Below are 24059 nucleotides of genomic sequence, written 5' to 3' on the forward strand. Positions count from 1 at the left end.
CACCACGTTGTCCGGCTTGAGGTCTCGGTGCACCACGCCCACCGCGTGCGCCACCCCCAACTGCTCCGCCAGCGCCAGCACCGCCCGGGCCGCCCACGCCGCCCCGGGGTTGTGGCGCTCCACGTACCTGTCCATGGGCAGGCCGGGCACGTAGGGGGTGACGACGTAGAGGAAGAGGGGCCCGGCCTCCGGGTGCTCGCCGTGGTGCCCATGGCAGTCCACCTCCACCAGCCGCGCCTGGTGCAGCCGCAGCAGCACCTCCAACTCGCGCCACGCCCACGCCCCCGCGTGCGGCAGGTACAGCAGCTTGAGCGCGTACAGCCTCTCGCCACGCCGGGCGCGGAACACCGTGCCGTAGCTGCCCGCCCCCAGGCGTGCCTCCAGGGTGAAGCCCGCCACCCCCTCCCCCACCTTCGGCAGGAATTCCTCTTGCGCCCCTTCCCGGCCCAACCGGTTGCGCAGCTGCCGCCACCGCCACCGGGCCAGCGCCTGACGCCGCTGCTCCGTACGCCCCACCGCTGCCTGCTCCATGCGCACCACCTCCGGAGTGGGGCAGCGTAGCATGACGCCCCCCGTCACCGGCCTCTCGCGCGGGCCTTCCTCTCGGCGCGAGCGCGTCCCCGGGAGGCCCGCTCACTGGTAGACGTCTACCAGTGGTGTGGGTAAATGTGCTCCTTCACTGGTAGACGTCTACCACTGGAGCGCCCTGGGAGCCCCTCCAGGCCTGACGCGAAGAGGCATGCATGGGGTCGCCTGGACGTCCGGGTCCGCCACCGGGAAGGGGGCGGGCTGGACTCCGCGTGGACCCGGCCCCATCCATGCGCTGTGACGCGCTCCTCCGCGCGGTGTCACGGGGGAATGTGACGTCCCCGCGGGGGGGCCCGGTGGCGTGCTCGCACGGCACGGAGGAGGGGAGCGGCCGGGAATGCTGGCCGCCCTGGGAGGGAGCTTCCCGGACCCGGGGCCAGGGGGGGCGGCCTCACGATTGGGGGCTGCTCCATCTTCAGGGCATGGCGGAGCATCCAACACCGCTGGAAACACCCGGGCACCTCCACCTCCACGAGTTCATCCGGGGACACCGCTCCCTCATCCTGGAGGAGTGGGAGCGGGCGGTGCGTCAGCTGCCGTGTACCCGGGGCCTGCCCCACCCGCGGCTCGGCACCCACCTGCCGGTGCTGCTCGAGCGCATGGCGGGGATGATGGAGGCGCGCCACCACGGGACGCCGGGCGGGCCGGCGGAGACCCCGGAGCTGGAGGCGTTGGACCGGTTGGACCTGGGCTACGACCTGGAGGAGGTGTCCGGGGAGTACTCGGCCCTGCGCGACAGCATCCTGCGGCTGTACACCGAGCACCTGGAGGAGCGCGCGGCGCACGAGCTGGCGGTGGTGCTGGGGGAGCTGGCGCACTTCCACCGGGCCTTCGACGCGCTGATGGCGGCGGCCGTCGCGCGGCATGCGCGGGCACGCGAGCGGACCTTCCAGGTGCTCGAGCGCATCTCGCGCTCGGCGGGGGGGACGGAGGACCCGGACACCTTCCTGCCGAGGCTGCTGCGGGTGATGTTGGAGGCCACCTCGGCGGTGGACTCGGTGACGCTGCTGTTGCGCGAGGGGGACGTGCTGCGGGCGCGCGCCTCGGTGGGGCTGGAGGAGCTGGTGGCCTCCGGCTTCTTCGTGCACCTGGGCGAGGGGTTCGCCGGGCGCATCGCGGCCGAGCGGCGGCCGATGGCGTTGCGCTCGGCGGGCACGTCGGCGCAGGTGAAGTCGGGGGTGTTCCGGCGCCAGGGGACGCGGGGCCTGTATGGGATTCCGCTGCTGCGGGGGGAGGAGGCCCTGGGGGTGGCGCTGATGGGCAGCCGCACGGCGTTCGACTTCTCCAACGAGGACAAGCTCCTCTTCGGCGCCATGGTGAGCCGGGCCACGGCGCTCATCCTCCAGGCGCAGCTGGCGGCGCGCGAGCGCGAGGCGCGGGAGCAGGCGGAGCGGGCGTTGGAGCGGCTGCGGGAGCAGGAGTCGCGCACGGCCCGGTTGCAGGAGGTGACGGCGGCGCTGTCGGAGGCGCTCACCACCTCGCAGGTGGCGCACGGGGTGGTGGAGAAGGCGGTGCGGGCGTTGGGGGCCGCGGGGGGCTCGCTGGGGCTGCTGTCGGAGGATGGGCAGTGGTTCGACATGCTGGAGACCACCGGCTACGCGGAGGCGGAGACGCGGGATTGGACGCACTTCCCGGCGGACTCGCCCGTCATGTACCGGGACGTGGTGCGCACGCAGACGCCGCTCTTCTACGAGTCGCTGGAGTCCGTGCTGGCCGACTATCCGCACTGGAGGGGCCATCCCGAGGTGGAGGAGTACGGGGCCTTCGTGTGCCTGCCGCTGACGGTGGAGGGCCGGGTCATCGGAGCGATGGGCCTGTCCTTCCGCCGGCGCCACCCGTTTCCGCCGGATGAGCGGGCGTGGATGGGGGTGGTGGCGGGCCAGTGCGCGCAGGCGCTGGAGCGGGGGCGGCTCTACGATGCGGAGCGGCGGGCGCGCACGGGGGCGCAGGAGGCGCTCTCGCGGCTGGACGCCATCATGGAGACGGTGCCGGTGGGCCTGGGCTTCTGGGACACGGAGCTGCGCTTCCTGCGGCTCAACGAGCACCTGGCGCGGATGAATGGCTTTTCTCCCGGGGAGCACGTGGGGAAGAGCCTGCGCGAGGTGTTGCCGAGGATCGCCGAGCAGGTGGAGCCGGTGCTGCGCCGGGTGATGGAGACGGGGCAGCCGGTGATGGACGTGGAGGTGGCGGGGGAGACGCCCGCGCGGCCGGGGGTGAAACGGTACTGGCTGGCGAGCTACTACCCGGTGCGGGATGTGGACGGCTCCGTCAGCGGGCTGGGCGTGGTGGTGATGGACATCTCGGAGCAGAAGCGGGCGGAGGAGCACCTGCGCCGGACGGCGGAGTTCCGCGAGCGCTTCATGAGCATCGTCTCGCACGACTTGCGCAATCCGCTCAATGCCATCCTGCTGTCGGCGAACGCGCTGCTGCGCTCGGAGGACCTGGGGGAGCGGCACGTGAAGGGGGCGCGCCGCATCATCACCAGCGCCGAGCGGATGAGGCGGATGATTTCGGACCTGTTGGACTTCGCGAGGGGGAGGCTGGGGGGAGGCATTCCCATCAGTCCGCGAGCGGTGGAGCTGACGGCGTTGTGCCGCGAGGTGGTGGAGGAGCTGGAGGCGGGAAGGCCGGGGAGGGAGGTGGACCTGGAGGTGGAGGGGGATCTGCAGGGCGAGTGGGACGCGGACCGGCTCTCGCAATTGCTCATCAACCTGGGGAAGAACGCGCTGGACTACAGCCCGGAGGAGTCGCGGGTGCGCTTCTCGTTGTACGGGGAGGGGGACTTCGTGCGGCTGGAGGTGCACAACGCGGGAGCGCCGATTCCCGCCGGGCGGCTGGGGTCCATCTTCGAGCCGTTCCGGCGGTTCGGGGAGGAGCAGTCACCGACGTCGACGTCGGGGCTGGGGCTGGGGCTCTACATCGTGGAGCAGATCGTCCGGGCGCATGGGGGAAGCGTGGCGGTGCGCTCCACGCAGGAGGAGGGCACCACGTTCACGGTGCGGCTGCCCCGGCATCCGGTGGGAACGGGGGTGCACTGAGGGGCCCGGCTCCGGCGTCTCCAATGGAGCCTCCATCGGGCGAGCCTCCATCGGGCGAGCCTCCATCCAGGCCCGCGTCGGGAGTGCCTGGAACGCGCTTGCCGGCCCGCCACGGCCACGTCCCCGCGTCATCAAAGGGAGACATCGTGTTGCCGAGCGGGAAGTCTGGACTCTCTGGGATGGGCACAAAGCCCGGTATCGGTGCGATGACGATCACGCCAGGCATGGTCACGGGTTCGGTGGTGACCATCAGGACTCCACTATCGGGCCTGTCCAGATCCTCCAGGGTGGGGCTGTCTCGCGACTCCGTGACGACCGTCACGCTCCCGCCATCGGGGGTCTCCAGACTCCAGACGTGATCATCCTCGTCCATCCCATCAATGACGCGCCGGAGGATGCGGCCGTCCTTGCTGATCGCGTACTTCGCGCCGTAATGCATTGGCCTGAGCTTGCGGCCGCAACGCTCGAAGTCTTCGCTGATATAGACGAAGATGATGTCGTCGCGCCGGGTGAACCGATACTCGAGTGACTCGAGTCTGGCCCAACACGGAGGGTTGGGGATACCGGGAGGGATGTAATCATTTCCGGCGATCATCAAAGCCCGTAGTACTTCACCATCCAGGTCATAGGTCGCGTTCTGCGCCTCCACCTCGACGAGTCCACTTCCGACGGACATAGGGAAGATGATCGACCTGTCGTGTCCCGCGGGCGTCCAGAATTGTTCTGGCTTGCGCACGCAACTCGAGAGCGCGATGGCGATGACGAAAATCAGCTTTCTTGGTGCCATGAAATACCCGCGGAGTGGGCTCCGGAGGGAACCCGCCTATCTCTTCTCGATCCGGTATGTTCCGTCATCCTGCCACCTGACGACCCCGCGCTCCGTCCTGTTCCATTGGCCCTGTATCTGAGTCCACGTCATGATTTCACGGGTGGCTGGAACATACTGATAGAAGCCATCGCAGGTGGGGATCGCGGGGTTCTTCGACTTCGAGAAGAAGGCGATGGTGGAAAGTCGGATCGTGCCGCTCTTCGTCTCGAGCTCCCACGGGTGGGTGCTGGCTTTTTCTTCGATGAAGTGAAGATCCTGCGGGGAGAGTATTGACCCGAATGGATGATTATGGACGGCGAAGATGTATTTGATCTCGCCTCGCTCGTAGCGCGGGTCATGCACGAACGTGGGAAGTATACAGCTCTTCCTGTTTGTCATGAAATCGTCCGGCTGCGGCAAGTCCGTCAGCATGCTCATCTCGTACTGGTGCTCCGGCGTGTAATACAGCCAGGCGCAGTACTCGGTCGCGACTCGTTTTGCCAGCTCGAGGTCCAGGTCCTGGAGGTGGCCCACGGTGGCGTTGGGCTTGGAGAGGATGAGCGGGCAAGCCGCCTTCAGCGCGTCCGCGTAGGAATCGAATGGCCCGAAGTTCTTCATCGGTCCCGGGATGCGCTCCGGATCTTCTCCGAAGCCTGGGCGCCAGACACCTTCGATGGGTCTGGGCGGGGTACACCCCATCCCGAGGAGGAGTGAGCCCAGGAGGCATGGGGTGATGCACTTTGCCGCGAACATGTGAGGAGGAGCCTACCCGCCCTCATCCAGCGGCTCCACAGTTCTTCTCTCCGCCTCAATTCGCGAGCGTCACTGCCCTGTCCGGGTTCTCGCGCGGCAGTCTCGCGGTGAAGGTGGTGCCATCGCCCGCGTGCGACTCGGCGCCCAGTGTTCCACCGTGCGCGAGGATGATCTGCTGCACGATGTAGAGCCCGAGTCCCAGTCCGCCACCGTGGTGGGCGTTCTCTCGGGTGCCGCGGCGGAAGGGCTCGAAGAGCTCCGGCAGCACGTCCCCGGGGATGGGCGCGCCCTCGTTGTGCACCGAGAGCACCACCTCGTGGGACGCCCGTCCGTCCACCGTGACGCGGATGGGAGAGCCCTCGGGGCTGTACTGCAAGGCATTGCCCACCAGGTTGGAGACGACCTGTGACAACCGTCCCGCGTCCCACTCGCCCAATCCCTGTCCGAGCACCCGCAGTGACAACCTCGAGCCGGGATGCGACGTCTCCAACTCCTCCAGCGCCTCGCGGCAGATGACGGACAGGTCCGCCAGGCACGGGTCCACGGGCATGCCACCGCCCAGCCGGCTGCGCGTGAAGTCCAGCAGCTCGGAGATCATCCGGGCCATGCGGTCCGCGCTCGAGGCAATCCGCCGCACGGCCTTCAGCTCGCGCTCGGGCAGGGCCTCGGACACCAGCAGCACGCGGGCGGACAGGGTGATGGCATTGAGCGGATTGCGCAGATCATGCCCGACGATACCGAGGAAGCGCTCGCGGAACTCCGCGGTGCTGCGCAGCCGCTCCAGCGCATTGGCGCGTTGCTGCTCCAATGCCAGACGCTCCGTCTCATCGCGGGCGGTGAGCACGGCGCCCACGTGCGAACCATCCGGCCGGCGCAGGGGCGAGGCGGTCCCGCACAGCGTGCGCACCGAGCCATCCGGCCGCTTCACCAGCCAGCGGGCGTTGTTCACCGGCCGGCCCTGGAGGGCGCGGTAGAGCGGCGTCTCCTCCAGGGGCAGCGGGTGTCCGTCCAGGGTGAGCAGTCCGAAGGTGTCGGCCCACTCGGGGGCGGACACCTGCTGGCGGGTGACACCGTGCTGGCGCTCGGCCTCGGCGTTGAAGAGCCGGATGACGCCCTTGGCGTCCGTCACCACCACGGCATCGCCACTCTGCTCGATGACCAGGTCCAACAGCGCCTGCCGCTCCTCCACCGCGCGGTGGGCGGCATGCTCGCGCTCGAGCATCGCGGCCCGCTCCGACTCGGCCCGCACGCGCTGCCGGAGCGCGCGCACCAGGAACACGCCCAGGGCCACCGCCACCACCACCGTCCCGAGGAATCCCAGCGCGAGCATCCCCAGGGCCCGGCTGGACGCCTCCCGCGTCTGATGGCGCGTCTGCCAGTAGCGCTCGCGCTCGTGGTCGGCCAGGGCGTTCAACGTCTTCTCCATCTCCATGCGGACGGGCTGCAGCTCGGCCAGCAGCCGGGGGCCGGAGGCGGGGCCCTCCTCGCGCCGGGTGGCGATGAGGTGGTCCATCACGGCGCGAGCCCGGTCCCGGGTCTCCACGAAGTGCGCCACCAGCTGGCGCTCCTCGGGCGTCCTGGGCTGCTGGCGGGTGAGCTGCCCGACGACGGTGCCGAAGTTCTCGCGGGCCTGGAGCAGCGCGTCCAGGTGGCCCTCGTCCTCCTGCAGGAGGAAGTCGCTCGCCTGGTGCATGAAGTGGGTGTGGGCCGTCACCAGTTCCTGGGTGAGGACCACGTCCTCCATATACCCGGTGAGGAGCTGGTCCTGGGAGCGCATCGCCGAGCGCAGGACGGCGAGCGAGCTGGCACCCAGCAGGATGGCCAGCAGGGCGACGAAGAGGAAACCGGCGACGGCCTTTCGCATCGGCCGGAAGAACGCGCGGGGGGCCGGAATCGTGCCGTGGGGGGTCCGAGGGAGGGGCCGGGGACGCCTGCTCGCCTGGAAAGCTGCAACGCCGGACGGTTCCAGGCATCGTAGGGCCGCCATGGTACGTCACGTCATTGTCGTGGGAGCGGGACCCGGGGGGCTGTCAGCGGCCATCAACCTCGCGGGGTTGGGGCTGAAGGTCACGGTGGTGGAGAAGGACGCGGTGCCCGGGGGGCGGATGAAGGGGCTCACCCTGGGCGAGCACGGTGAGTACGCCGTGGACACGGGGCCCTCCATCATGCAACTGCCCGGGGTGCTGGAGCGCATCTTCGAGCGCGCGGGCAAGCGCATCTCCGACTACGTGAAGCTGGTGCCGCTGGACACCAACACCCGGGTGCACTTCTGGGACGGCACGTACCTGGACACCACGCGGGACGTGGCGCGCATGGAGCGCGAGGTGGCGAAGTTCGGCCCGGACAAGGCCCCCGCGCTGCGCCGCTGGCTGGAGGAGAGCCGGGCGAAGTACCCGCTGGCCTATGAGAAGTTCATGGCCACCCACGCCGACAGCCTCGCCTACTACGCACCCTGGCGGCTGCTTTCCACCCTGCGCTTCAAGCCCTGGCAGACGCTCTACAAGCACCTGGACGGTTTCTTCCACGACGACCGCATCAGCTACGCGCTCTCCTACCCGTCCAAGTACCTGGGGCTGCACCCCACCACGTGCTCCTCGGTCTTCAGCGTCATCCCCTACCTGGAGCTGGCCTTCGGGGTGTGGCACGTGGAGGGCGGTTTCCGGGCCCTGTCGCGGGGGATGATGAAGTGCGCCGAGGACCTGGGCGCCACCTTCCGTCTGGGCACGCCGGTGGAGCAGGTGCTGGTGGAGTACGGCCGGGCGGCGGGGGTGCGGCTGGCCAATGGCGAGCGGCTCGAGGCGGACGCGGTGGTGGTGAACGCGGACCTGCCCTACGCGGCCCAGAAGCTCGTCCCCTCCGAGGCCCGCGCCGGCACGCGCCTCACGGACGCGGCGCTGGAGAAGGCGAAGTACTCGTGCAGCACCTTCATGGCCTACTACGGGCTGGACCGCGTCTACGACGAGCTGCCCCACCACCTCATCTACCTGTCCAACAGCGCGCGGCGCACGGACCGGGAGGCGCTGGAGGACCAGAAGGTGGACGTGGACGACCCGCCCTTCTACGTCTGCAACCCCACGGTGACGGACAAGAGCGGGGCGCCCGCGGGCCACTCCACCCTGTACGTGCTGGTGCCCACGCCCAACACCTCGCGGGACGTGGACTGGGCGGACACCGAGCGCACCCTGCGCGAGCGGATTCCGGCCATGCTGGAGAAGGTGGGCCTCAAGGGGGTGCGCCAGCACATCCGCGCCGAGCGCTACTTCACCGCCGAGACGTGGCGGGACGACTTCAACGTCTTCCGGGGGGCCGTCTTCAACCTGTCCCACACCTGGACACAGTTGGGGCCCCTGCGACCCCACGTGCGGAGCCCCAGCGTCGAGGGGCTCTACTGGGTCGGAGGAGGGACGCACCCCGGCAGCGGCTTGCTCACCATCATGGAGAGCGCGAACATCGCGGCCGACTACCTCTCCCGGGAGGCGGGGAAGGGGCCCCTGGCTGGCTGGCCGTATGTGCCACCGGTCGACGGGCATTCGACCGAGCCTCGTGCACGTGTGGGCTGAGGTTCCCCGGAATACATGGTAGGACTCGGAGCCTTCCGACCTGCGAACGATGAACGAAGCGCTCCAAGTCCTTCTGGCCGATGGTGTGATTGACGAGGTGGTGGGCCGCCTCAAGAGTGGCAAGGAGGCGGACGTGTATCTCGTCCGCCACCACGGGGAGGTGGTGGCCGCCAAGATCTACAAGGAGCGCGAGCACCGCAACTTCCGTAACAACTCGGGCTACCGCGAGGGCCGGCAGGTGCGCAACAGCCGCACGGCGCGGGCCATCGCCAAGGGGAGCCGCTTCGGCGTGCAGGCCGCCGAGGACGCGTGGAAGACGGCCGAGGCGGACGCGCTGGGCAAGCTGTTCGCGGCCGGCGTGTGCGTGCCCAAGCCGGTGATGTTCTACGAGGGCGTGCTGCTGATGGAGCTGGTGCTGGACCTCGAGGGGCACCCGGCACCGCGGCTGGAGGAGGCGGCGCTGACGCCCGAGGAGGCCTCGGCGCTGTACTTCGACCTGCGCAACCAGGCCATCCGGATGCTGTGCTGCGACCTCATCCACGGCGACCTGTCGGCCTTCAACATCCTGCTGGGCAACCGCGGGGCCACCATCATCGACTTCCCGCAGGTGGTGGACGCGGCGGCCAACAGCCAGGCCGAGTTCTTCTTCAAGCGCGACCTGGAGAACCTGCGCCGCTACTTCGAGGCGGCGGACCCGAGCCTGCGTGCGCGCGCCGGGGACGCGGCTGAAATCTGGCGGGCGTACACGAAGCGCGAGCTGACGCCGGACTTCGTGCCCACGGGCCGCTTCCAGGGCGATGGGCCGCGCCGCTTCTCCGGTGGTCCGCGCAACGGCGACAACCGCTTCGACAACCGGCCACCTCGGGGAGACCGGCCGCAGGGAGACCGTCCCCAGGGAGACCGGCCTCCGCGTCAGGACCGGCCCCAGGGCGAGCGCTTCCCGCGAGGCAACGGCGACGGCCAGCGTCCGTGGCGTGAGCAGGGCGCGAGGCCCCCGGAGCAGCAGCAGGGCCCTCGGGAGATGCGTCCCCAGGGAGACCGGCCGCCCCGGAACGACCGGCCCATGGGAGACCGGCCGCCTCGGAACAACGACCGGCCCATGGGAGACCGCCCGCCGCGCAACGACCGGTCGCCGCGCAACGACCGTCCGCCGCGCAACGACCGTCCCCAGGGGGACCGGCCGCCGCGCAACGACCGCCCCCAGGGGGAGCGCTTCCCGCGGGGAGACCGTGCGCGAGACGAGCGTTTCCCGCGTGGGAACGGTGAAGGCCAGCGTCAGTGGGGAGAGCAGGGCGCGAGGCCCTCGGAGCAGCAGCCGGGGCCGCAGGGCCCGCGGGGGCGTCCTCCGGAGCGGAGGAGCGATCGGCCCGATCGGGGGCCGCGTCAGCCTCGGGGCGGGGGTGGCGGTCCGGCGGTGTCCTACGTGCAGAAGTCCCCGGCCGTCCCTTCCGCTTCGCCGTCGAAGCCGGAAGACGAGTCCTAGCCGCTAGCGGTAGCGCTCCTGCCTCGGCTCGGGCTGGCACGCCACCTCGAGGAAGGTGGTGCTGCGTCCGGAGAGGAGCACCCACAGACAGCGCAGCAGACAGGTGGCTCCGAACTCCCGGTAGATGAGGCCCAGGTTCTCGAGTACCTCGCGTCCGGTGATGACTCCCCGCATGCCCGCACCCCCTGATGGACTTCGCGAGGGGCCTACTGCAAAGGCTTTGCCGAGCCCTTCCTGTCGAAATGACAGGGTGTGTTGGCGGTTGGACGCGCCAAGCCCCCCGTCTTCCGTTGGGAGATTTACGCCCACCTGCGCCGAGGTGTGACGACCCGGCGGGAAGACTGGAGTTCCTACAGACGGCCTGTGGAAAGGTTGACGTGCGCTCGTGGATGATGGGCCCGCCGTCCAACCCCTGTCCACGTAGGAGTCCCCCCATGCGTCGCACCGTCATCGCCGTTGCCGTGGCCTTCGTCCTCGGTGGTTTCTCCCAGCGCGCCCTCGCCGAGAAGCAGCCCAAGATGGAGGAGGCGCTCGTCCACCTGCGCTACGCCCTGGCCGCGCTCAAGTCCGCCTCCCACGACAAGGGCGGCCACCGCGCCAAGGCCGTCGAGCTCACCGAGAAGGCCCTGGACGAGGTGAACAAGGGCATCGCCTACGACAACAAGCGCTGACCCCGCCCGGGACCGCTTCCGGCGGGAATCCAGGGAGGCTGTGGGTTTTCCGTCTCTCTTGAAATAAGGGAATTTTCATGAGACGAATACCCGTGCTTGCGGAGCGGGGAGTCGCGCGCACCGCAATGCCTTCCCTGGAGACGGGGCATCCCCTCCCGCGGCCTGGGAGGGAGGTGCCTCGAATCAGCTGACAGCGTGGCGCGCCACGCTGGAGGTACCCCCATGAAGTCGCGGTCTCGTCTGTACGTGTCCCTGTGCCTCGGTGGATGGCTGCTCGGCCCGGCTGCGCTGGCCCAGCAGGATCCCCGCGTGGTGATCGTCAAACCCTCCGCCGGAGCGAAGGCCCCGGCCCAGGCGAAGCGCTACTGGGCGGACTACGCCAGCAACTCCATCAAGCGCAGCAACCTCGACGGCTCGAACGTCGAGACCCTCGCCACCGATACCGAGGGCCCCTACGCCACCACGTATGATCCGGAGACGGGGTACGTCCTCTGGACGAGCTCGGGCGACGAGCTGGTGCAGATGGCCCCCGCCAATGGCGCCACCGGGAGCACCATCACCCTCAACAGCTCGTTCGAGGAGTACTTCCCGGTCATCGTGAAGGGCACCGACCTCAACGTGGCCTATGGCGTGGTGGAAGGGCAGGTCGTCCGCGTCACCGAGGACAAGAACACCGGCACCGAGAAGCGCGACGTGCTGTACACGCTCTCCTCCGCCGAGGATGTGCACGGCCTGGCGCTGACGCCGGACGGCAAGGGCCTGTACCTGGGCGATCTCCAGGGCCGGATGACCCGGAAGCTGAACCTCTCCACCCTCCAGGTGACGCCGCTCGTCTACGACAACGGGGAGACGTGCACCCTCTGCCTGACGTCGCAGCCCACCTCGAGCACCTCGACCAAGAAGGCGGCGCCCGCCCCCAGGTCCTCCGCGTCCAAGGAGAAGAAGTGATGAGCTCCCGTCAGCCTCTCTTCCTGTGGGCGATCCTCGCCGTGCTGGGCGCGAGCGCCCCGGCCGGTGCGCAGACCGTCTACGGCTATGCGGACCTCCACTCGCACCTGATGGCCGAGCACAGCTTCGGAGGCGGTTGGTTCGCGGGCAAACTGGAAGGCCCCATGGACGTGGCGGTCCAGCGCTGCGACGGCAACTTCCCGCTCAAGTCCCACGCGGCCACGCGCTTCCCCATCGTGTCGGAGCTGCTCGGTGACGACACCGGCTGGCACGAGGGCAAGAAGCGCGGGTACGACCGGCGCCAGTGCCAGTACTTCCTGGGCATCAAGATTCCCGGCACCTGCCCGCAGACGCACTTCGAGCAGTGGCCCATGTGGAACGCCATCGCCCACCAGCAGATGTGGCAGGGCTGGCTGCAGCAGGCGTACCAGAACGGCCTGCGTGTCATGGTGGTGTCCGTCGCCGAGTCCAACTTCCTCTGCAGCAACACGGCCGCCTCCACGCGCCGGTACGACTGCGACGAGATGGCCTCCATCAAGCGCCAGATTACGGCGGCGCAGGGCTTCGTCTCGCGCAACAGCGGGTGGGTGGGCATCGCCACCACGCCGGCCCAGGCGCGGGCGCTCATCCAGCAGGGCAAGCTCGCGCTCGTGCTGGCCGTCGAGGTCACCCAGCTCTTCCCCTCGGGGGACTACCTCGCGCAGCTCGATGAGCTGAGGAGCATGGGCGTACGCTCGGTGCAGGTGGTGCACCATGCGGACAACCGCTTCGGCGGCGCGGCCCCCATCAAGGAGCTGATCGGCGCGGCCAACAAGATCGAGGCCATCACCTTCAGCGAGCAGACGCGCATCAACGACATCGTCTGCCGCAACAGCTCGGGCAGCTCCGGCACGTGCAACGGTGACACCTACCTCAACGAGCGGGGCCTCACCACGGATGGCCAGGCCCTGGTCCGCGCGATGATGGACCGCGGCATGCTGGTGGACGTCGCGCACCTGTCGCGCAAGGGCTTCGCCAACGTCCATCAAATCGCGCAGCAGCGCGGGAACTACCCGCTGCTCTACTCGCACGCGCACATGTGGAACACGATCGACTCCTCCGTGGACCGCCACGAGAAGTACATCAAGCAGGATGAGATCCAGATGATCACCAGCACGGGCGGCATGGTGGGTCTGCGCACCGGTCCCGAGTCGACCGTCCAGTACGGCTCCTCCGTCAGCAACAGCTGCCAGGGCTCGGCCCGGTCCTTCGCCCAGTCGCTCATGTACGCGGTGGACAACGGCCTGAAGGTGGGCTTCGGTGCGGACCTGAACGGCTTCACGTCCCAGCTCAAGCCCCGCTACAACCCCTTCACCTGCTACTCGGACTACACGCAGATCAACAGCTCGGGCGGGCCCAATGACCTGCACAAGAAGGGCCTGGCGCACGTGGGCCTGCTGCCGGCGCTGATGTCGGACCTGCAGGCGGTGGGGACGCCGTCCCATTACCTGGACCACCTCAACCGCTCCGCGGAGAACTTCCTGCAGATGTGGGAGCGCAGCGCGAGCCTGGCCACGGTGCAGACCGGCAACTGGACGGGGTGGCTGAACCGGGATGGCCCGAGCGGCTCCGGTGACTGGGAAGGCCTGGGTGACTTCGTCCTCGCCGGCCAGACGTGCTCCAGCCCCGTGGGCATCGAGTGCCAGAACACCTCCGGGGTGAACTGGACACAGACGGGCGAGGTCTACACCTGCGCTCCGACCGTGGGTGGCATCTGCCAGAACGCCGACCAGTCCGATGGCTACTGCCAGGACTACCGCGTGCGCTTCCTCTGCCCCACGAGCGGCTCGTTCAGCTACAGCGCCACCAACACCAACAGCGCGCAGCAGAACACGCCCACCCACAACGTGCTGCTCAACGCCGGGCAGACCCTCCAGCTCGGCACCTGTACCGTGGGCGGCTCCTCCGGCTCGGGTGACACGTACCTGCGCCTGTATGGCCCGGGTGGCACCCAGGTAGCCTACAATGACGACAGTTGTGGGGTGCTCACCTACATGAGCTTCACGGCCACGCAGAGCGGCGTCTATCAAATCCGCGCGGGCTGCTACTCCAGCAACAGCTGCAGCGGCACGGTGGCCTACACCCTCCAGTAGCAGGGCGGGACGCTCGGAACGGGCCCCTCGCTCCCGGAATTGACGCCCCGCGTCAGGCCGGTGGAGCGGGGGGCTCGCCCGTGTGAGGCCGGTGATCCAGGAAAATGTCGGACCGGCGCAACTGGAAACCTACAAGGTCGATAATCGTAAATAAGCAGGTCCCCGTACATCTCCCGCACCGGGCACACCCCCTGGCGCGTGCCGCACTCTCGCGAGGTAGCTCCATGTCGATCAAGAAGACGGACGGCTCCAACTACATCCCGAAGCCGAAGCCTCCCGAGCCGAAGCCCGTCGAGACGAAGGCGAAGCCGAACACGACGGCGCAGACGGCCACCGGTAACCAGAGTGGTGCGACGCGCACGGCGGGCAACCAGGTCCGGCCGCAGCAGACGCGGGACGGGTTCGACGGCGGCAAGGCGCCCACCTCGACGGCGCGCGGCCAGCAGGCGCAGAAGCTGGGCTCCACCACGGCGCCCACGACGGCGCAGACCAACGCGGCGGCGGACAAGGGCGCGCTGGCGAAGATCGGCCTGACGGAGGATGACCTCAAGAAGGCGGGCCAGGCGGCGCGTCCGCACCTGGAGAAGGCCGTGCAGTCGGTGGCGGGCGGCCACCCGGAGCAGGCGCTGGAGCACCTGCGCAACGCGGCGCTGTCCTCGCCCGAGGTGGCGCAGAAGGCCATCCGCGGCCTGGCGCAGAACCTGCCCGAGGGTCCGGCCAAGACGCTGCTGACGGATGAGAAGGTGGCCAAGGAGCTGGTGACCAACAACCAGCTGCACGCCTCCATCGGCAAGCTCATCCAGAACCCCGGCGACACGGGCGCCGTGCGCGAGCTGCTCAACAACGCCCCCGCGCGCGACGCGGTGCTGGGCGCGCTCGGCAACGACCCGCAGATCAAGGCGCAGCTGGCCAAGGTCGGCCTGGAGCCCAAGGACCTGGTCGAGGCGGGCGCCGCCGCGCCGAAGCTCTGGGACGCCGCCGAGAAGATCAAGGCGGGTGATGTGAAGGGCGGTCTGGCGGACATCCAGGCGGCGGTCGAGGCCGCGCCGGGACTTGCCGCCAAGATCGGCGAGAAGGTCGAGAAGCTCTTGCCGCAGAGCGTGAAGGACCAGTTCGCCAAGCTGGGCATCACGTCCGAGCAGATCCGCACGGCGGGCCCGGCGCTGCCGCACCTCTATGAGGCGGCGGACGCGGCCTCGAAGCAGGATTGGGGCAAGGCGTTCAACGCGCTGAAGGAGGCGGCCATCGCCGCCCCGGACCTCACCACGCAGGCCATGAAGGGCCTGGCGCAGCAGCTGCCGCCGCAGCTGGGCGCGGTGAAGACGCTGCTGACGGACGACAAGTTCCTCAAGGAGGTCGTCACCAACCGCGACCTGCACAGCCAGGTGGGCAAGCTCTTCGACGAGTCCACCCGGATGGAGGGCCTGCGTGGGCTGCTCAACAACGACAAGGTGCGGGACTCGGCGCTCACGGCGCTGGGCAACGACCCCAAGGTCAAGGAGCAGCTGGCCAAGATTGGCCTGGAGCCCAAGGACCTCGTGGACGCGGGCAAGGCCGCGCCCAAGCTCCTGGACGCCGCCGAGAAGATCAAGGCCGGCGATGTGAAGGGCGGTCTGGAGGACATCCAGAAGGCCGTGGAGGCCGCGCCGGGGCTGGCCGCCAAGATTGGCGACAAGCTGCTGAAGATCCTCCCGCAGGGCGTGAAGGATCAGTTCGCCAAGCTGGGCATCACCCCGGAGCAGATCCGCACGGCGGGCCCGGCGCTGCCGCACCTCTATGAGGCGGCGGACGCGGCCTCGAAGCAGGACTGGGGCAAGGCGTTCAACGCGCTGAAGGAGGCGGCCATCGCCGCCCCGGACCTCACCACGCAGGCCATGAAGGGCCTGGCGCAGCAGCTGCCGCCGCAGCTCGGCGCGGTGAAGACGCTGCTGACGGACGACAAGTTCCTCAAGGAGGTCGTCACCAACCGCGACCTGCACTCGCAGGTGGGCAAGCTCTTCAACGAGTCCACCCGGATGGAGGGACTGCGCGGGCTGCTCAACAACGACAAGGTGCGTGACACGGCGCTCACCGCGCTGGGCAACGACCCCAAGGTCAAGGAGCAGCTGGCGAAGATTGGCCTGGAGCCCAAGGACCTAGTCGAGGCCGGCAAGGCCGCGCCGAAGCTCTTCGACGCCTTCGACAAGATCCAGAAGGGCGACGTGAAGGGCGGTCTGGCGGACATCCAGGCGGCGGTCGAGGCCGCGCCGGGGCTGGCCGCCAAGATTGGCAACAAGCTGGTGGACGCGCTGCCGCAGGGCGTGAAGGACCAGTTCGCGAAGCTGGGCATCACCGAGCAGCAGATCCGCACGGCGGGTCCGGCGCTGCCGCACCTGTTCGAGGCGGCGGACGCGGCGTCCAAGCAGGACTGGGGCAAGGCCTTCAACGCGCTGAAGGAGGCGGCCATCGCCGCCCCGGACCTCACCACGCAGGCGCTCAAGGGGCTCGCGCAGCAGCTGCCGCCGCAGCTGGGCGCGGTGAAGACGCTGCTGACGGACGAGAAGTTCCTCAAGGAGCTCGTCACCAACCGCGACCTGCACTCGCAGGTGGGCAAGCTCTTCAACGAGTCCACGCGGCTCGAGGGCCTGCGCGGGCTGCTCGGCAACGACGCGGCGCGCGACACGGCGCTCACGGCGCTGAGCAACGACCCCAAGGTCCAGGAGATGCTGACCAAGGCGGGCCTGACGCAGCAGGATCTGCTCCAGGCCGGCAAGGCGGCGCCGCACCTGTTCGACGCGGTGAAGGCCTTCTCCGAGGGGAAGATCGACGACGGCATCACCGCGCTGGGCGCGGCGGCCGAGGCGGCGCCGGAGCTGCTGAACAAGATTGGCGAGAAGCTGATCAACAAGCTGCCCGAGGGCCTGCGCAAGAACATCACCGACCTGGGGATTACCCCGTCCGAGCTCATCCAGGCGGGCCGCGCGCTGCCGGACCTGCTCAAGGCGGGCCAGGCGCTGGGCCAGGGTGACTTCCAGCAGGCGCTCTCGAGCCTGCAGTCCGCGGCGGGCAAGATGCCGCCGTCCATCATCGAGAAGGCCATCACCACGACGGCCGGCAAGCTCCCGGACGAGGGCTTCGGTGGCGTGGTGAAGTCGATGCTCACGGACAAGGACTTCGTCCACCAGCTGGTGGCGAACCCGGACGTGCACGCGGCGTTCGGCAAGATGATGTCGGGCGACCTGGTGCAGGGCACGAAGGACCTGCTGACCAACCCGGCGCTGGCGGCGGCCGCGGGCAACGCGCTCGCGAAGAACACGCAGCTGATGGAGAAGCTCAAGCCCTTCGGCATCGAGACGGGCGCGGACATCGCGGCGCTGGGCGGCTCGGTGTTCGACGTGATGCAGGCGGGCCAGCAGATCGCCCAGGGCAAGCCGGGCGAGGCGCTGAAGACGCTGGGCAAGGCGCTGGCGGACGTGCCGCCGGAGCTGCGCGGGCGCATGGCGGGCAAGCTGGCCGAGAAGCTGGGCGCGCCGGCGTGGGCCAAGGACACCATCGTCGCGGCGGCGAGCCTGCTGGGCAACGACCAGGTGGGCCAGGCGCTGGGCGACGCGTTCGCGGCGCTCAAGAACGGGGACGTCAGCGGCTTCGTGAAGGGCCTGGCCACCACGGGCAAGACGATCGCCCAGACGGCGCCGGACGCGGCCAAGGCGTTCCTCAACTCGCTGTCGCACATCCCGGGCAGCCTGGGTGAGCTGTTCAAGGACACCCAGCTCAACGCGGCCATGGTGGACTCGGGCGCGGTGACGAACCTGTTCGAGGCGGCGGAGAAGCTGTCGACGGGTGACATCGGCGGGGCGCTGAAGGAGATCGCCGAGGCGGGTGGCGCGCTGCTGACGCAGGGAGACCACTTCGAGGTGGCGGGCCAGGAGCTGCCGTTCGGGCGTCAGGGCATCGAGAACATGACGCGGCTGTTCGGCCGGTTCGTGGACGCGCTGCCGGACGAGCTGAAGGAGAAGATCGCCAAGGAGTCGGCGAAGTTCGCGGCGAAGGCGGGCCTGAAGTCGGTGCCGCTGCTGGGCAACATCATCAGCGCGGGCAGCGCGATTGGCAGCGCGAAGGACCTGTGGGACGAGCTGCGCAAGGACCCGAAGGACGGGCTGGACATCGCGCTGGCGGCGGGCCAGCTGGGCCTGGACGTGGCCGGAGCGATCCCGGGTCTGAACAGCATCACGGGCCCGCTGCAGATGGTGCTGGGCACGGCGAAGGTCATCAAGGGAGCGGCGGACCTGATCGGCGACGTGCGCCAGTTCCAGCAGAGCCTCGTCGGAGCCTGAGCCAGGGAAGTCCGAGCCAGGGCAATCCAAGCCCCTCGCCCCCAAGAACCCCTCTCCCGCCGGGAGAGGGACAGGGTGAGGGTCTGCCCGCGTGACGCGGTCCGTCACGGTGGTTGGAGCCAAAAACATCCAGAAAGGGACTCCCATGGGGAGGGAGGGGCAGGTGGGTGTAAGGTGCGCGCGGGCTCCTCGCGGTGGGGGAGCGCCTTGCTACGAGCACAATCACTCATGAAGAGTCTGAAGCTGGCGGTTCTGCCCCTGATGACGCTGCTCGCGGTGCCGGCCGAGGCCGCGCCGCGCGTGAAGGTCATCCTCCCGGAGAAGACGAAGAACACCTGCATCCGCAAGGTGGCGCGGCTCTCCTCCACGCTCAAGTACGAGGCGGCGCTCGCCGAGCTCGCCGCGCCCGGGTGCACGCAGGACCTGGCGCCGGAGGAGCAGCTGTGGGTGTCGTTGATGGAGGGCGTGCTGTACCAGGCGCTCGAGCAGACGCCGCGGGCGGAGGACGCCTTCTGCCGTGCGTTCAAGCAGGAGGAGCTGGCGAGCCTGCCGCTCGAGAAGCCCTCGGCGGAGCTGGACGGGCTGTTCGAGAAGATGCGGGTGGAGTGCCCGGATCGCGAGAAGGCCAAGGCCGCGCAGGCCGAGGCGGAGGCGAAGGCCGCCGCGGCTCCGGCACCTGTTGTCGCGGAGGCCGCGCCGGCGCCGGCGCCCGTGGAGCCGACGCCCGAGGTGGAGCCCGAGCCGTCGCTGTCGCTGGCGGACTCGTTCGAGCTGTACGCCGGCCTGCATGGCGAGGCGGACGTGGGGAACAGCGGGCCGCTGCCGCTGGCGGGTGTGAACGTGAACGGCTCGGTGCGGCTGCCGTTCGGGCTGAGGGCGGGCGTGGGGCTGACGGCGCTCGGCTCGCCGCGGTTCTCCTCGGCGATTGGCCTGCTGCTGGCGGACGTGCGCCTGGCGTATCCGCTGCTCGCGTCGCCGGGGAAGTTCGGGCTGCAGGTGTTCGCGTCGGGTGGCCCGCTGCTCTACGGCCCCAACCCCATGGCCGCGGGAGGCCGGGCGGGACTGGGCGTGGCGCTGGACGTGTCCAAGGTGCGCGTGTCGCTGGGTGGCTCCTACGAGTGGCGCAGCCACTACCGGCTGGACTACGCCGCGCCGATGGCGTGGCTCGAGCTGGGCTGGAAGCTCCGGTAACCGGGTCGTCGCCGTGAAAGGAAGCCGCCGAGGTCCAGGGAATGCCTGGGCCCAGGCGGCTTCTCCCTTTTCAGCGCTCGCGGTGCCGGTCCCGCGCCGTGGAGAAGGCATCCCATGGCGCGGATGCCTGACGGGTACCCCGGGGCGAACCCTCCAGAGCGCCGGAGCCCCGGGTGAGCACCCGGCCCGAGACTTGCTGTGCCTCGTCGCGAGGGTGACGGGGAGAGCGGCAACGGGTTGACCTTGGAGGTCACCCGCCGCACGCTTCGAGACATGGAGCGCGACCGGCGGGGCAACGCGGAGGCCTTCCCTCGAGCACCCTCCCAGCAGGAGTGGGAGGCGATGAGCGTGGAGGAGCGGGAACAGGTGGTGGACTCACTGCCCGGTGAGGTGACATGGGACGAAATGGCCATGCCGGAGGGCGACCGGCACCTGCGGGCGAAGGTGAGCGCGCTGGATGTGTTGGAGGCTCACTTCAGCCGGCACCGGCGGCACAAGGTGTACCTGGGCGCGGAGCTGCCCGTGTACTACCCGGGCGAGCGGCGTTTCGCGCCGGACCTGTTGGCGGTACGGGACGTGGAGCGGCACGAGCGGGACAAGTGGGTGGTGAGCGCCGAGGGGAAGGGGTTGGACTGGGTGATGGAGGTGCACGTGGGGGGCGACCGGAAGAAGGACGCCGAGTACAACGTGCGGCGCTACGCGCGGCTGGGTATCCCCGAATACTTCATCTACGACCGGAAGAAGGAGCGGTTGGTGGCGTACCGGCTGCCGGCGTCCGGGCCGAGGAAGTACGCGCCCATTCCGCTGGAGCGGGGGCGCTACCACTCGGAGCAGTTGGGGTTGGACCTGCAGGTGGAGGAGGGACGGCTGCGCTTCTGGGCGGGGCGCACGCCGCTGCTGGAGTCGGACGAGCGCATCGCCAGATTGAAGAAGGAGGCGAGGCTGTTGCGGCAGCGCGCAGCCGAAGAGGCGCAGCGCGCAGCCGAAGAGTCGCGGCGCGTGGCCGAAGAGTCGCGGCGCCGGGAGACGGCGGAGCAACAGCTCGCGAAGTTGCGAACCGAGTTGAAGCGGCTCAGGACACGGAGCTCCTGAGCCGTGAGCTGGCGAGGGCGGCGGCTCCGGGAGGGCGCCGCTACCCGAGCTTCTTGATGAAGGCGGCGGCGAGCTCGGCCTTCTTCGCGTCGCTCTCGCCCGCGGGCACGATGAGGATGCGCTCGGGAGGGAGCACCTTGCGCGCCCGCTCCTGCAGGTGGGCGGAGTATTTGGCCACGTACTCGTCGGCGGTCTTCTGGGCGACGCCGGAGGCCAGCCCCTTCTTGCGCTGCTCCTCGAGGCCCGCGAAGTCGAGCACGCACCCATCGGCCTGGCCGAGGTAGAGCAGCCAGCTGACGCTGTAGAGGCCCACGCGCTGCTTGCCGGCGGCGAGCTTCTCGAGCGCGTCCTTGTAGTAGGGCGCGAGCTTGGGGTTCTCCCCCGGAGGCAGGCCGCCCTGGAGCAGCAGCTTCTGGGCCTCCTTGTTGTCGGAGACAGCGTCGGTGATGGCCTCGTTGTCCACGAAGGTCAGCTGGGACGTGGAGCAGGCGCGAGCCATCCAGGGGGCGGCCTCGGCCGGCTCATTGTCGAAGACGATGACGAAGCGCTTCATCGGAGAGGGTCTCCAGGTGAGGGATGCGGCCATCATAACCCCGGGAGGCTGGCGGGAGGGCATCCAGACGGGCGGAATCTCTCCAGGGAACAGGGTGCCCGCCTCCCTGGTGCACGGGGTGGCGGGAATGCGGCGCAGGTGGGAGCGCCGGGTTAGAGAGAGGGCGTGTCTCCACCGGTTTCCTCCCCGCGTCCTCCCCCATCGCTGAAGGCCCGCCTCAAGGGCATGGGCACCCTCTTCCGGCAACTGCCGGGCACCTTCCGGCTCTTCTGGGAGGCGAGTCCCCGGGGCGCGGTGGTGCTCGGGGTGCTGACGCTGGTGGCGGCGCTGGTGCCGGCGGCCATCGCCTGGGTGGGCAAGCTCATCGTGGACGGCGTGGTGGCGGCGCAGTCGAGCGGGGACCCGGCCACGCGCGAGCGGGTGCTGCGGCTGGTGTTGCTGGAGTTCGGGCTGATGGTGGGCTCGGTGACGCTGGACCGGGCGCTGTCGCTGACGCGCGAGCTGCTGCGCGCCAGCCTGGGCAACCTCCTCAATGAACGCATCCTCCAGAAGGCGCTGCAGCTGGAGCTGCGGCACTTCGAGGACTCGGACACGTACGACAAGATGCAGAACGCGCGGCGCGAGGCCAACAGCCGGCCGCTGGCGCTGGTGATGGATGCGTTCTCCATCGTGCGCAACGCGGTGACGCTGTCCACGTACGCGGTGCTGCTGGTGGCGCTGTCGCCGTGGAGCGTGGTGGTGCTGGTGGCGGCGAGCATCCCGGCGTTCATCGCGGAGGCGCGGCTGGCGGCGGAGGGCTTCCGGCTCTACTCGTGGCGGGCGCCCGAGGGGCGCAAGCTGAACTACCTGGAGTGGATCCTCACGCGGGACAACCACGTGAAGGAGGTGAAGGTGTTCGCGCTGGGCCCGCTGGTGCTGGGGCGCTACCGGACGCTGTTCCGCAAGTTCTTCCTGGAGGACCGGGCGCTGGCGCTCAAGCGGATGGGGTGGGGGTTGGGGCTGGGGCTGTTGTCGCTGGGGGCGTTCTACGCGTGTTACGCGTTCGTGGCGAACCGGGCGGCGCAGGGCACCATCACGCTGGGCGACATGACGCTGTACCTGGGGGTGTTCCGGGCGGGGCAGACGGCGTTCCAGGGAATCCTGTCGAGCGTGGGGAGCATGTACGAGGGGGCGCTCTTCATGAGCAACCTCTTCGCTTACCTGGAGATCCCCACGGGGCAGGAGGCACCGAGGGTGCTGCCCGCGCTCACGCCGCCGAGGGGCCGGGGCAACGCCATCGAGCTGCGCAACGTGTCGTTCCGCTATCCGGGGAAGAAGGAGTGGGCGCTGCGCAACCTGTCGCTGAAGCTGGAGCCGGGGGAGAAGCTGGCGCTGGTGGGCGAGAACGGAGCGGGGAAGAGCACGCTGGTGAAGCTGCTGCTGCGCCTGTACGAGCCCACGGAGGGAGAAATCCTCTATGGGGGCGTGAACCTGAAGGACATGGACCCGGAGGACCTGCGCTCGAGGTTCGGCGCGGTGTTCCAGGACTTCGTGCGCTACCAGTTCAGCGTGGCGGAGAACATCGGGTTGGGGCACGTGCCGGCGCTGGAGGACCGCAACCGCATCGTCCGGGCGGCGGAGCAGGGCGGGGCGAGCACGGTGATTTCAGCGCTGCCCAACCAGTACGACACGATGCTGGGTGGCTGGTTCGAGAAGGGGCAGGAGCTGAGCGGCGGGCAGTGGCAGAAGCTGGGCGTGGCGCGGGCGTTCATGAGGGAGGACGCGGAGGTGCTCATCCTGGACGAGCCCACGGCGAGCATCGACGCGGAGTCGGAGCACGCGCTGTTCGAGCGCTTCCAGGAACTGGCGGCGGACCGCATCGCCCTGGTCATCTCGCACCGGTTCTCGACGGTGCGGATGGCGGACCGGATCGCCGTGCTGCACAACGGCGAGGTGGAGGAGCTGGGGAGCCACGCGGAGTTGATGGCGCGCAACGGGCGTTACTCGCACCTGTTCAACCTGCAGGCCCGGGGTTACCGGGACTGAGAATCTCCCCTCGCCCTCCGGGAGAGGGACGGGGTGAGGGTGCCACGCCTCCCGGGTTGCCGGGTCGGACGCGGGGCGCCTACCTCCTGACTTCTTGCGGAGCGGCCCGCGAGCGATAAGAGCCACCGTATGCCCTACACGCCCATCATCGGCACGCTCGGTTACGTCATGTCCCCGGACGGGACGAAGGTGCTGCTCATCCACCGCAACGCGCGGAAGAACGATGCGCACCTCGGCAAGTACAACGGGCTCGGCGGGAAGATGGAGCCCGGCGAGGACGTGGTCTCCTGCATGCGCCGCGAAATCCGAGAGGAGGCGGGCATCGAGTGCACGGAGCTGACGCTGCGGGGCACCATCAACTGGCCCGGCTTCGGCCCCAAGGGCGAGGACTGGCTCGGCTTCGTCTTCCGCATCGACCGCTTCGAGGGCACGCCGCACGAGCGCAACGTGGAAGGCACGCTCTCGTGGGTGCCGGTGAAGGACATCATGAGCCTGCCGCTGTGGGACGGGGACCGGCACTTCCTGCCCCTCGTGTTCGACGCGGACCCGAGGGCCTTCCACGGCGTCATGCCCTACGCGGAGGGCAAGGCGGTGAGCTGGTCCTTCACGAGAATCTGAGTCCCGCGCTCACTCCGCGCGCCGGAACGTGTCACACGCCGCGCTGGTCCATGGGGCAGAGGATGACGGAGACGACCCCCGAGGAACATCACCAGCAGGGCGACCACGAGGGGGGTGACTCCGCCTCCAAGGGCCAGCGGGCGTCCCACGCCCGAGCCCCGCCGGTCCTCGATGTTCGAGCTGCGACGACCCCCTTGCCACCGCATCCGTGCCCCTCCTGGCCCGCCTTCTGGCCGTTCCAGAGCAAGGGGGCGGATAATCCTTCCGTCTTCCAGTACACTACCTT

The 24059-nt window shown here is 69.4% G+C and carries 18 protein-coding genes; 11 read left to right on the plus strand and 7 right to left on the minus strand.

Going from position 1 to position 24059, the window contains the following annotated elements; translation table 11 throughout:
- A partial coding sequence (locus AC16DP_RS23720; protein WP_483956864.1) for a protein kinase domain-containing protein occupies positions 1-531 on the minus strand: 531 nt, incomplete at its 3' end.
- A gap of 479 nt (positions 532-1010) precedes the next feature.
- Between AC16DP_RS23720 and AC16DP_RS23725 the strand changes: the two genes are divergently transcribed.
- Complete coding sequence (locus tag AC16DP_RS23725; RefSeq protein ID WP_329733887.1) at positions 1011-3626, plus strand: GAF domain-containing sensor histidine kinase; 2616 nt, start codon at positions 1011-1013, stop codon at positions 3624-3626.
- On the opposite strand, the gene AC16DP_RS23730 is transcribed toward AC16DP_RS23725, so the two are convergent.
- The 3 genes from AC16DP_RS23730 to AC16DP_RS23740 form a co-directional block, all read right to left on the minus strand.
- The gene (locus AC16DP_RS23730; protein ID WP_329733886.1) at positions 3580-4413 is read right to left on the minus strand and encodes a hypothetical protein; all 834 of its coding nucleotides are present in this window, start codon (positions 4411-4413) and stop codon (positions 3580-3582) included. The genes AC16DP_RS23725 and AC16DP_RS23730 overlap by 47 nt on opposite strands.
- Before the next feature lie 36 nt (positions 4414-4449).
- Entirely contained in the window at positions 4450-5052 is a 603-nt protein-coding gene (locus tag AC16DP_RS23735; protein WP_329733885.1) for a hypothetical protein, read from the minus strand.
- 190 nt (positions 5053-5242) lie between these two features.
- Positions 5243-7051, minus strand: a complete 1809-nt coding sequence (locus tag AC16DP_RS23740; RefSeq protein WP_329733884.1) for a sensor histidine kinase — start codon at positions 7049-7051, stop codon at positions 5243-5245.
- Positions 7052-7172: 121 nt separating this feature from the next.
- Between AC16DP_RS23740 and AC16DP_RS23745 the strand changes: the two genes are divergently transcribed.
- Positions 7173-8747 carry a phytoene desaturase family protein gene (locus AC16DP_RS23745; RefSeq protein WP_329733883.1) on the plus strand — a complete coding sequence of 525 codons (1575 nt, stop codon included), beginning with the start codon at positions 7173-7175 and terminating at the stop codon, positions 8745-8747.
- A 49-nt stretch (positions 8748-8796) separates the two neighbouring features.
- The gene (locus AC16DP_RS23750) at positions 8797-10230 is read left to right on the plus strand and encodes an RIO1 family regulatory kinase/ATPase domain-containing protein (protein ID WP_329733882.1); all 1434 of its coding nucleotides are present in this window, start codon (positions 8797-8799) and stop codon (positions 10228-10230) included.
- Between the two features lie 3 nt (positions 10231-10233).
- Here the strand turns inward: AC16DP_RS23750 and AC16DP_RS23755 are convergent, their stop codons facing one another.
- Positions 10234-10404, minus strand: a complete 171-nt coding sequence (locus AC16DP_RS23755) for a hypothetical protein (protein ID WP_329733881.1) — start codon at positions 10402-10404, stop codon at positions 10234-10236.
- Positions 10405-10664: 260 nt separating this feature from the next.
- Between AC16DP_RS23755 and AC16DP_RS23760 the strand changes: the two genes are divergently transcribed.
- The 6 genes from AC16DP_RS23760 to AC16DP_RS23785 all read left to right on the plus strand — a co-directional run bounded on the left by AC16DP_RS23760 (position 10665) and on the right by AC16DP_RS23785 (position 20577).
- On the plus strand, positions 10665-10901 hold the full coding sequence (locus tag AC16DP_RS23760; RefSeq protein ID WP_329733880.1) for a hypothetical protein: 237 nt from the start codon (positions 10665-10667) through the stop codon (positions 10899-10901).
- Positions 10902-11123: 222 nt separating this feature from the next.
- Positions 11124-11849: an SMP-30/gluconolactonase/LRE family protein gene (locus tag AC16DP_RS23765; RefSeq protein WP_329733879.1), complete on the plus strand. Its 726-nt coding sequence runs from the start codon at positions 11124-11126 to the stop codon at positions 11847-11849.
- Positions 11849-13981, plus strand: coding sequence for a membrane dipeptidase (locus AC16DP_RS23770; protein ID WP_329733878.1), 2133 nt, complete (start codon positions 11849-11851; stop codon positions 13979-13981). Before AC16DP_RS23765 ends, AC16DP_RS23770 begins: the two co-directional genes overlap by 1 nt.
- Positions 13982-14205: 224 nt before the next feature.
- Complete coding sequence (locus tag AC16DP_RS23775; RefSeq protein WP_329733877.1) at positions 14206-18294, plus strand: hypothetical protein; 4089 nt, start codon at positions 14206-14208, stop codon at positions 18292-18294.
- 228 nt (positions 18295-18522) lie between these two features.
- Positions 18523-19485 (plus strand): hypothetical protein, encoded by a 963-nt coding sequence (locus tag AC16DP_RS23780; RefSeq protein ID WP_329733876.1) that lies wholly within the window; start codon positions 18523-18525, stop codon positions 19483-19485.
- 273 nt (positions 19486-19758) lie between these two features.
- Positions 19759-20577, plus strand: a complete 819-nt coding sequence (locus AC16DP_RS23785) for a Uma2 family endonuclease (RefSeq protein WP_329733890.1) — start codon at positions 19759-19761, stop codon at positions 20575-20577.
- A 40-nt stretch (positions 20578-20617) separates the two neighbouring features.
- On the opposite strand, the gene AC16DP_RS23790 is transcribed toward AC16DP_RS23785, so the two are convergent.
- Positions 20618-21130: a hypothetical protein gene (locus AC16DP_RS23790; protein ID WP_329733875.1), complete on the minus strand. Its 513-nt coding sequence runs from the start codon at positions 21128-21130 to the stop codon at positions 20618-20620.
- 225 nt (positions 21131-21355) lie between these two features.
- Here AC16DP_RS23790 and AC16DP_RS23795 point away from each other — a divergent pair, with 225 nt between their 5' ends.
- Positions 21356-23155: an ABC transporter ATP-binding protein gene (locus AC16DP_RS23795; RefSeq protein WP_329733889.1), complete on the plus strand. Its 1800-nt coding sequence runs from the start codon at positions 21356-21358 to the stop codon at positions 23153-23155.
- 129 nt (positions 23156-23284) lie between these two features.
- Positions 23285-23773: an NUDIX hydrolase gene (locus AC16DP_RS23800; RefSeq protein WP_329733874.1), complete on the plus strand. Its 489-nt coding sequence runs from the start codon at positions 23285-23287 to the stop codon at positions 23771-23773.
- Here AC16DP_RS23800 and AC16DP_RS23805 read toward each other — a convergent pair.
- Entirely contained in the window at positions 23728-23979 is a 252-nt protein-coding gene (locus tag AC16DP_RS23805) for a neutral zinc metallopeptidase (RefSeq protein WP_329733873.1), read from the minus strand. The two genes, AC16DP_RS23800 and AC16DP_RS23805, sit on opposite strands and share 46 nt — an antisense overlap.
- Positions 23980-24059 lie beyond the last annotated feature (80 nt).

Source organism: Archangium sp., assembly GCF_057119385.1.

Bases quoted from the DNA above. Each gene is read 5' to 3' on its own strand.
- AC16DP_RS23760 (WP_329733880.1), top strand. From the start codon at position 10,665: ATGCGTCGCACCGTCATCGCCGTTGCCGTGGCCTTCGTCCTCGGTGGT.
- AC16DP_RS23740 (WP_329733884.1), bottom strand. From the start codon at position 7,051: ATGCGAAAGGCCGTCGCCGGTTTCCTCTTCGTCGCCCTGCTGGCCATC.
- AC16DP_RS23725 (WP_329733887.1), top strand. From the start codon at position 1,011: ATGGCGGAGCATCCAACACCGCTGGAAACACCCGGGCACCTCCACCTC.
- AC16DP_RS23765 (WP_329733879.1), top strand. From the start codon at position 11,124: ATGAAGTCGCGGTCTCGTCTGTACGTGTCCCTGTGCCTCGGTGGATGG.
- AC16DP_RS23730 (WP_329733886.1), bottom strand. From the start codon at position 4,413: ATGGCACCAAGAAAGCTGATTTTCGTCATCGCCATCGCGCTCTCGAGT.
- AC16DP_RS23755 (WP_329733881.1), bottom strand. From the start codon at position 10,404: ATGCGGGGAGTCATCACCGGACGCGAGGTACTCGAGAACCTGGGCCTC.
- AC16DP_RS23745 (WP_329733883.1), top strand. From the start codon at position 7,173: ATGGTACGTCACGTCATTGTCGTGGGAGCGGGACCCGGGGGGCTGTCA.
- AC16DP_RS23750 (WP_329733882.1), top strand. From the start codon at position 8,797: ATGAACGAAGCGCTCCAAGTCCTTCTGGCCGATGGTGTGATTGACGAG.
- AC16DP_RS23785 (WP_329733890.1), top strand. From the start codon at position 19,759: ATGGAGCGCGACCGGCGGGGCAACGCGGAGGCCTTCCCTCGAGCACCC.
- AC16DP_RS23795 (WP_329733889.1), top strand. From the start codon at position 21,356: ATGGGCACCCTCTTCCGGCAACTGCCGGGCACCTTCCGGCTCTTCTGG.
- AC16DP_RS23770 (WP_329733878.1), top strand. From the start codon at position 11,849: ATGAGCTCCCGTCAGCCTCTCTTCCTGTGGGCGATCCTCGCCGTGCTG.
- AC16DP_RS23735 (WP_329733885.1), bottom strand. From the start codon at position 5,052: ATGAAGAACTTCGGGCCATTCGATTCCTACGCGGACGCGCTGAAGGCG.
- AC16DP_RS23805 (WP_329733873.1), bottom strand. From the start codon at position 23,979: ATGCGGTGGCAAGGGGGTCGTCGCAGCTCGAACATCGAGGACCGGCGG.
- AC16DP_RS23800 (WP_329733874.1), top strand. From the start codon at position 23,285: ATGCCCTACACGCCCATCATCGGCACGCTCGGTTACGTCATGTCCCCG.
- AC16DP_RS23775 (WP_329733877.1), top strand. From the start codon at position 14,206: ATGTCGATCAAGAAGACGGACGGCTCCAACTACATCCCGAAGCCGAAG.
- AC16DP_RS23780 (WP_329733876.1), top strand. From the start codon at position 18,523: ATGAAGAGTCTGAAGCTGGCGGTTCTGCCCCTGATGACGCTGCTCGCG.
- AC16DP_RS23790 (WP_329733875.1), bottom strand. From the start codon at position 21,130: ATGAAGCGCTTCGTCATCGTCTTCGACAATGAGCCGGCCGAGGCCGCC.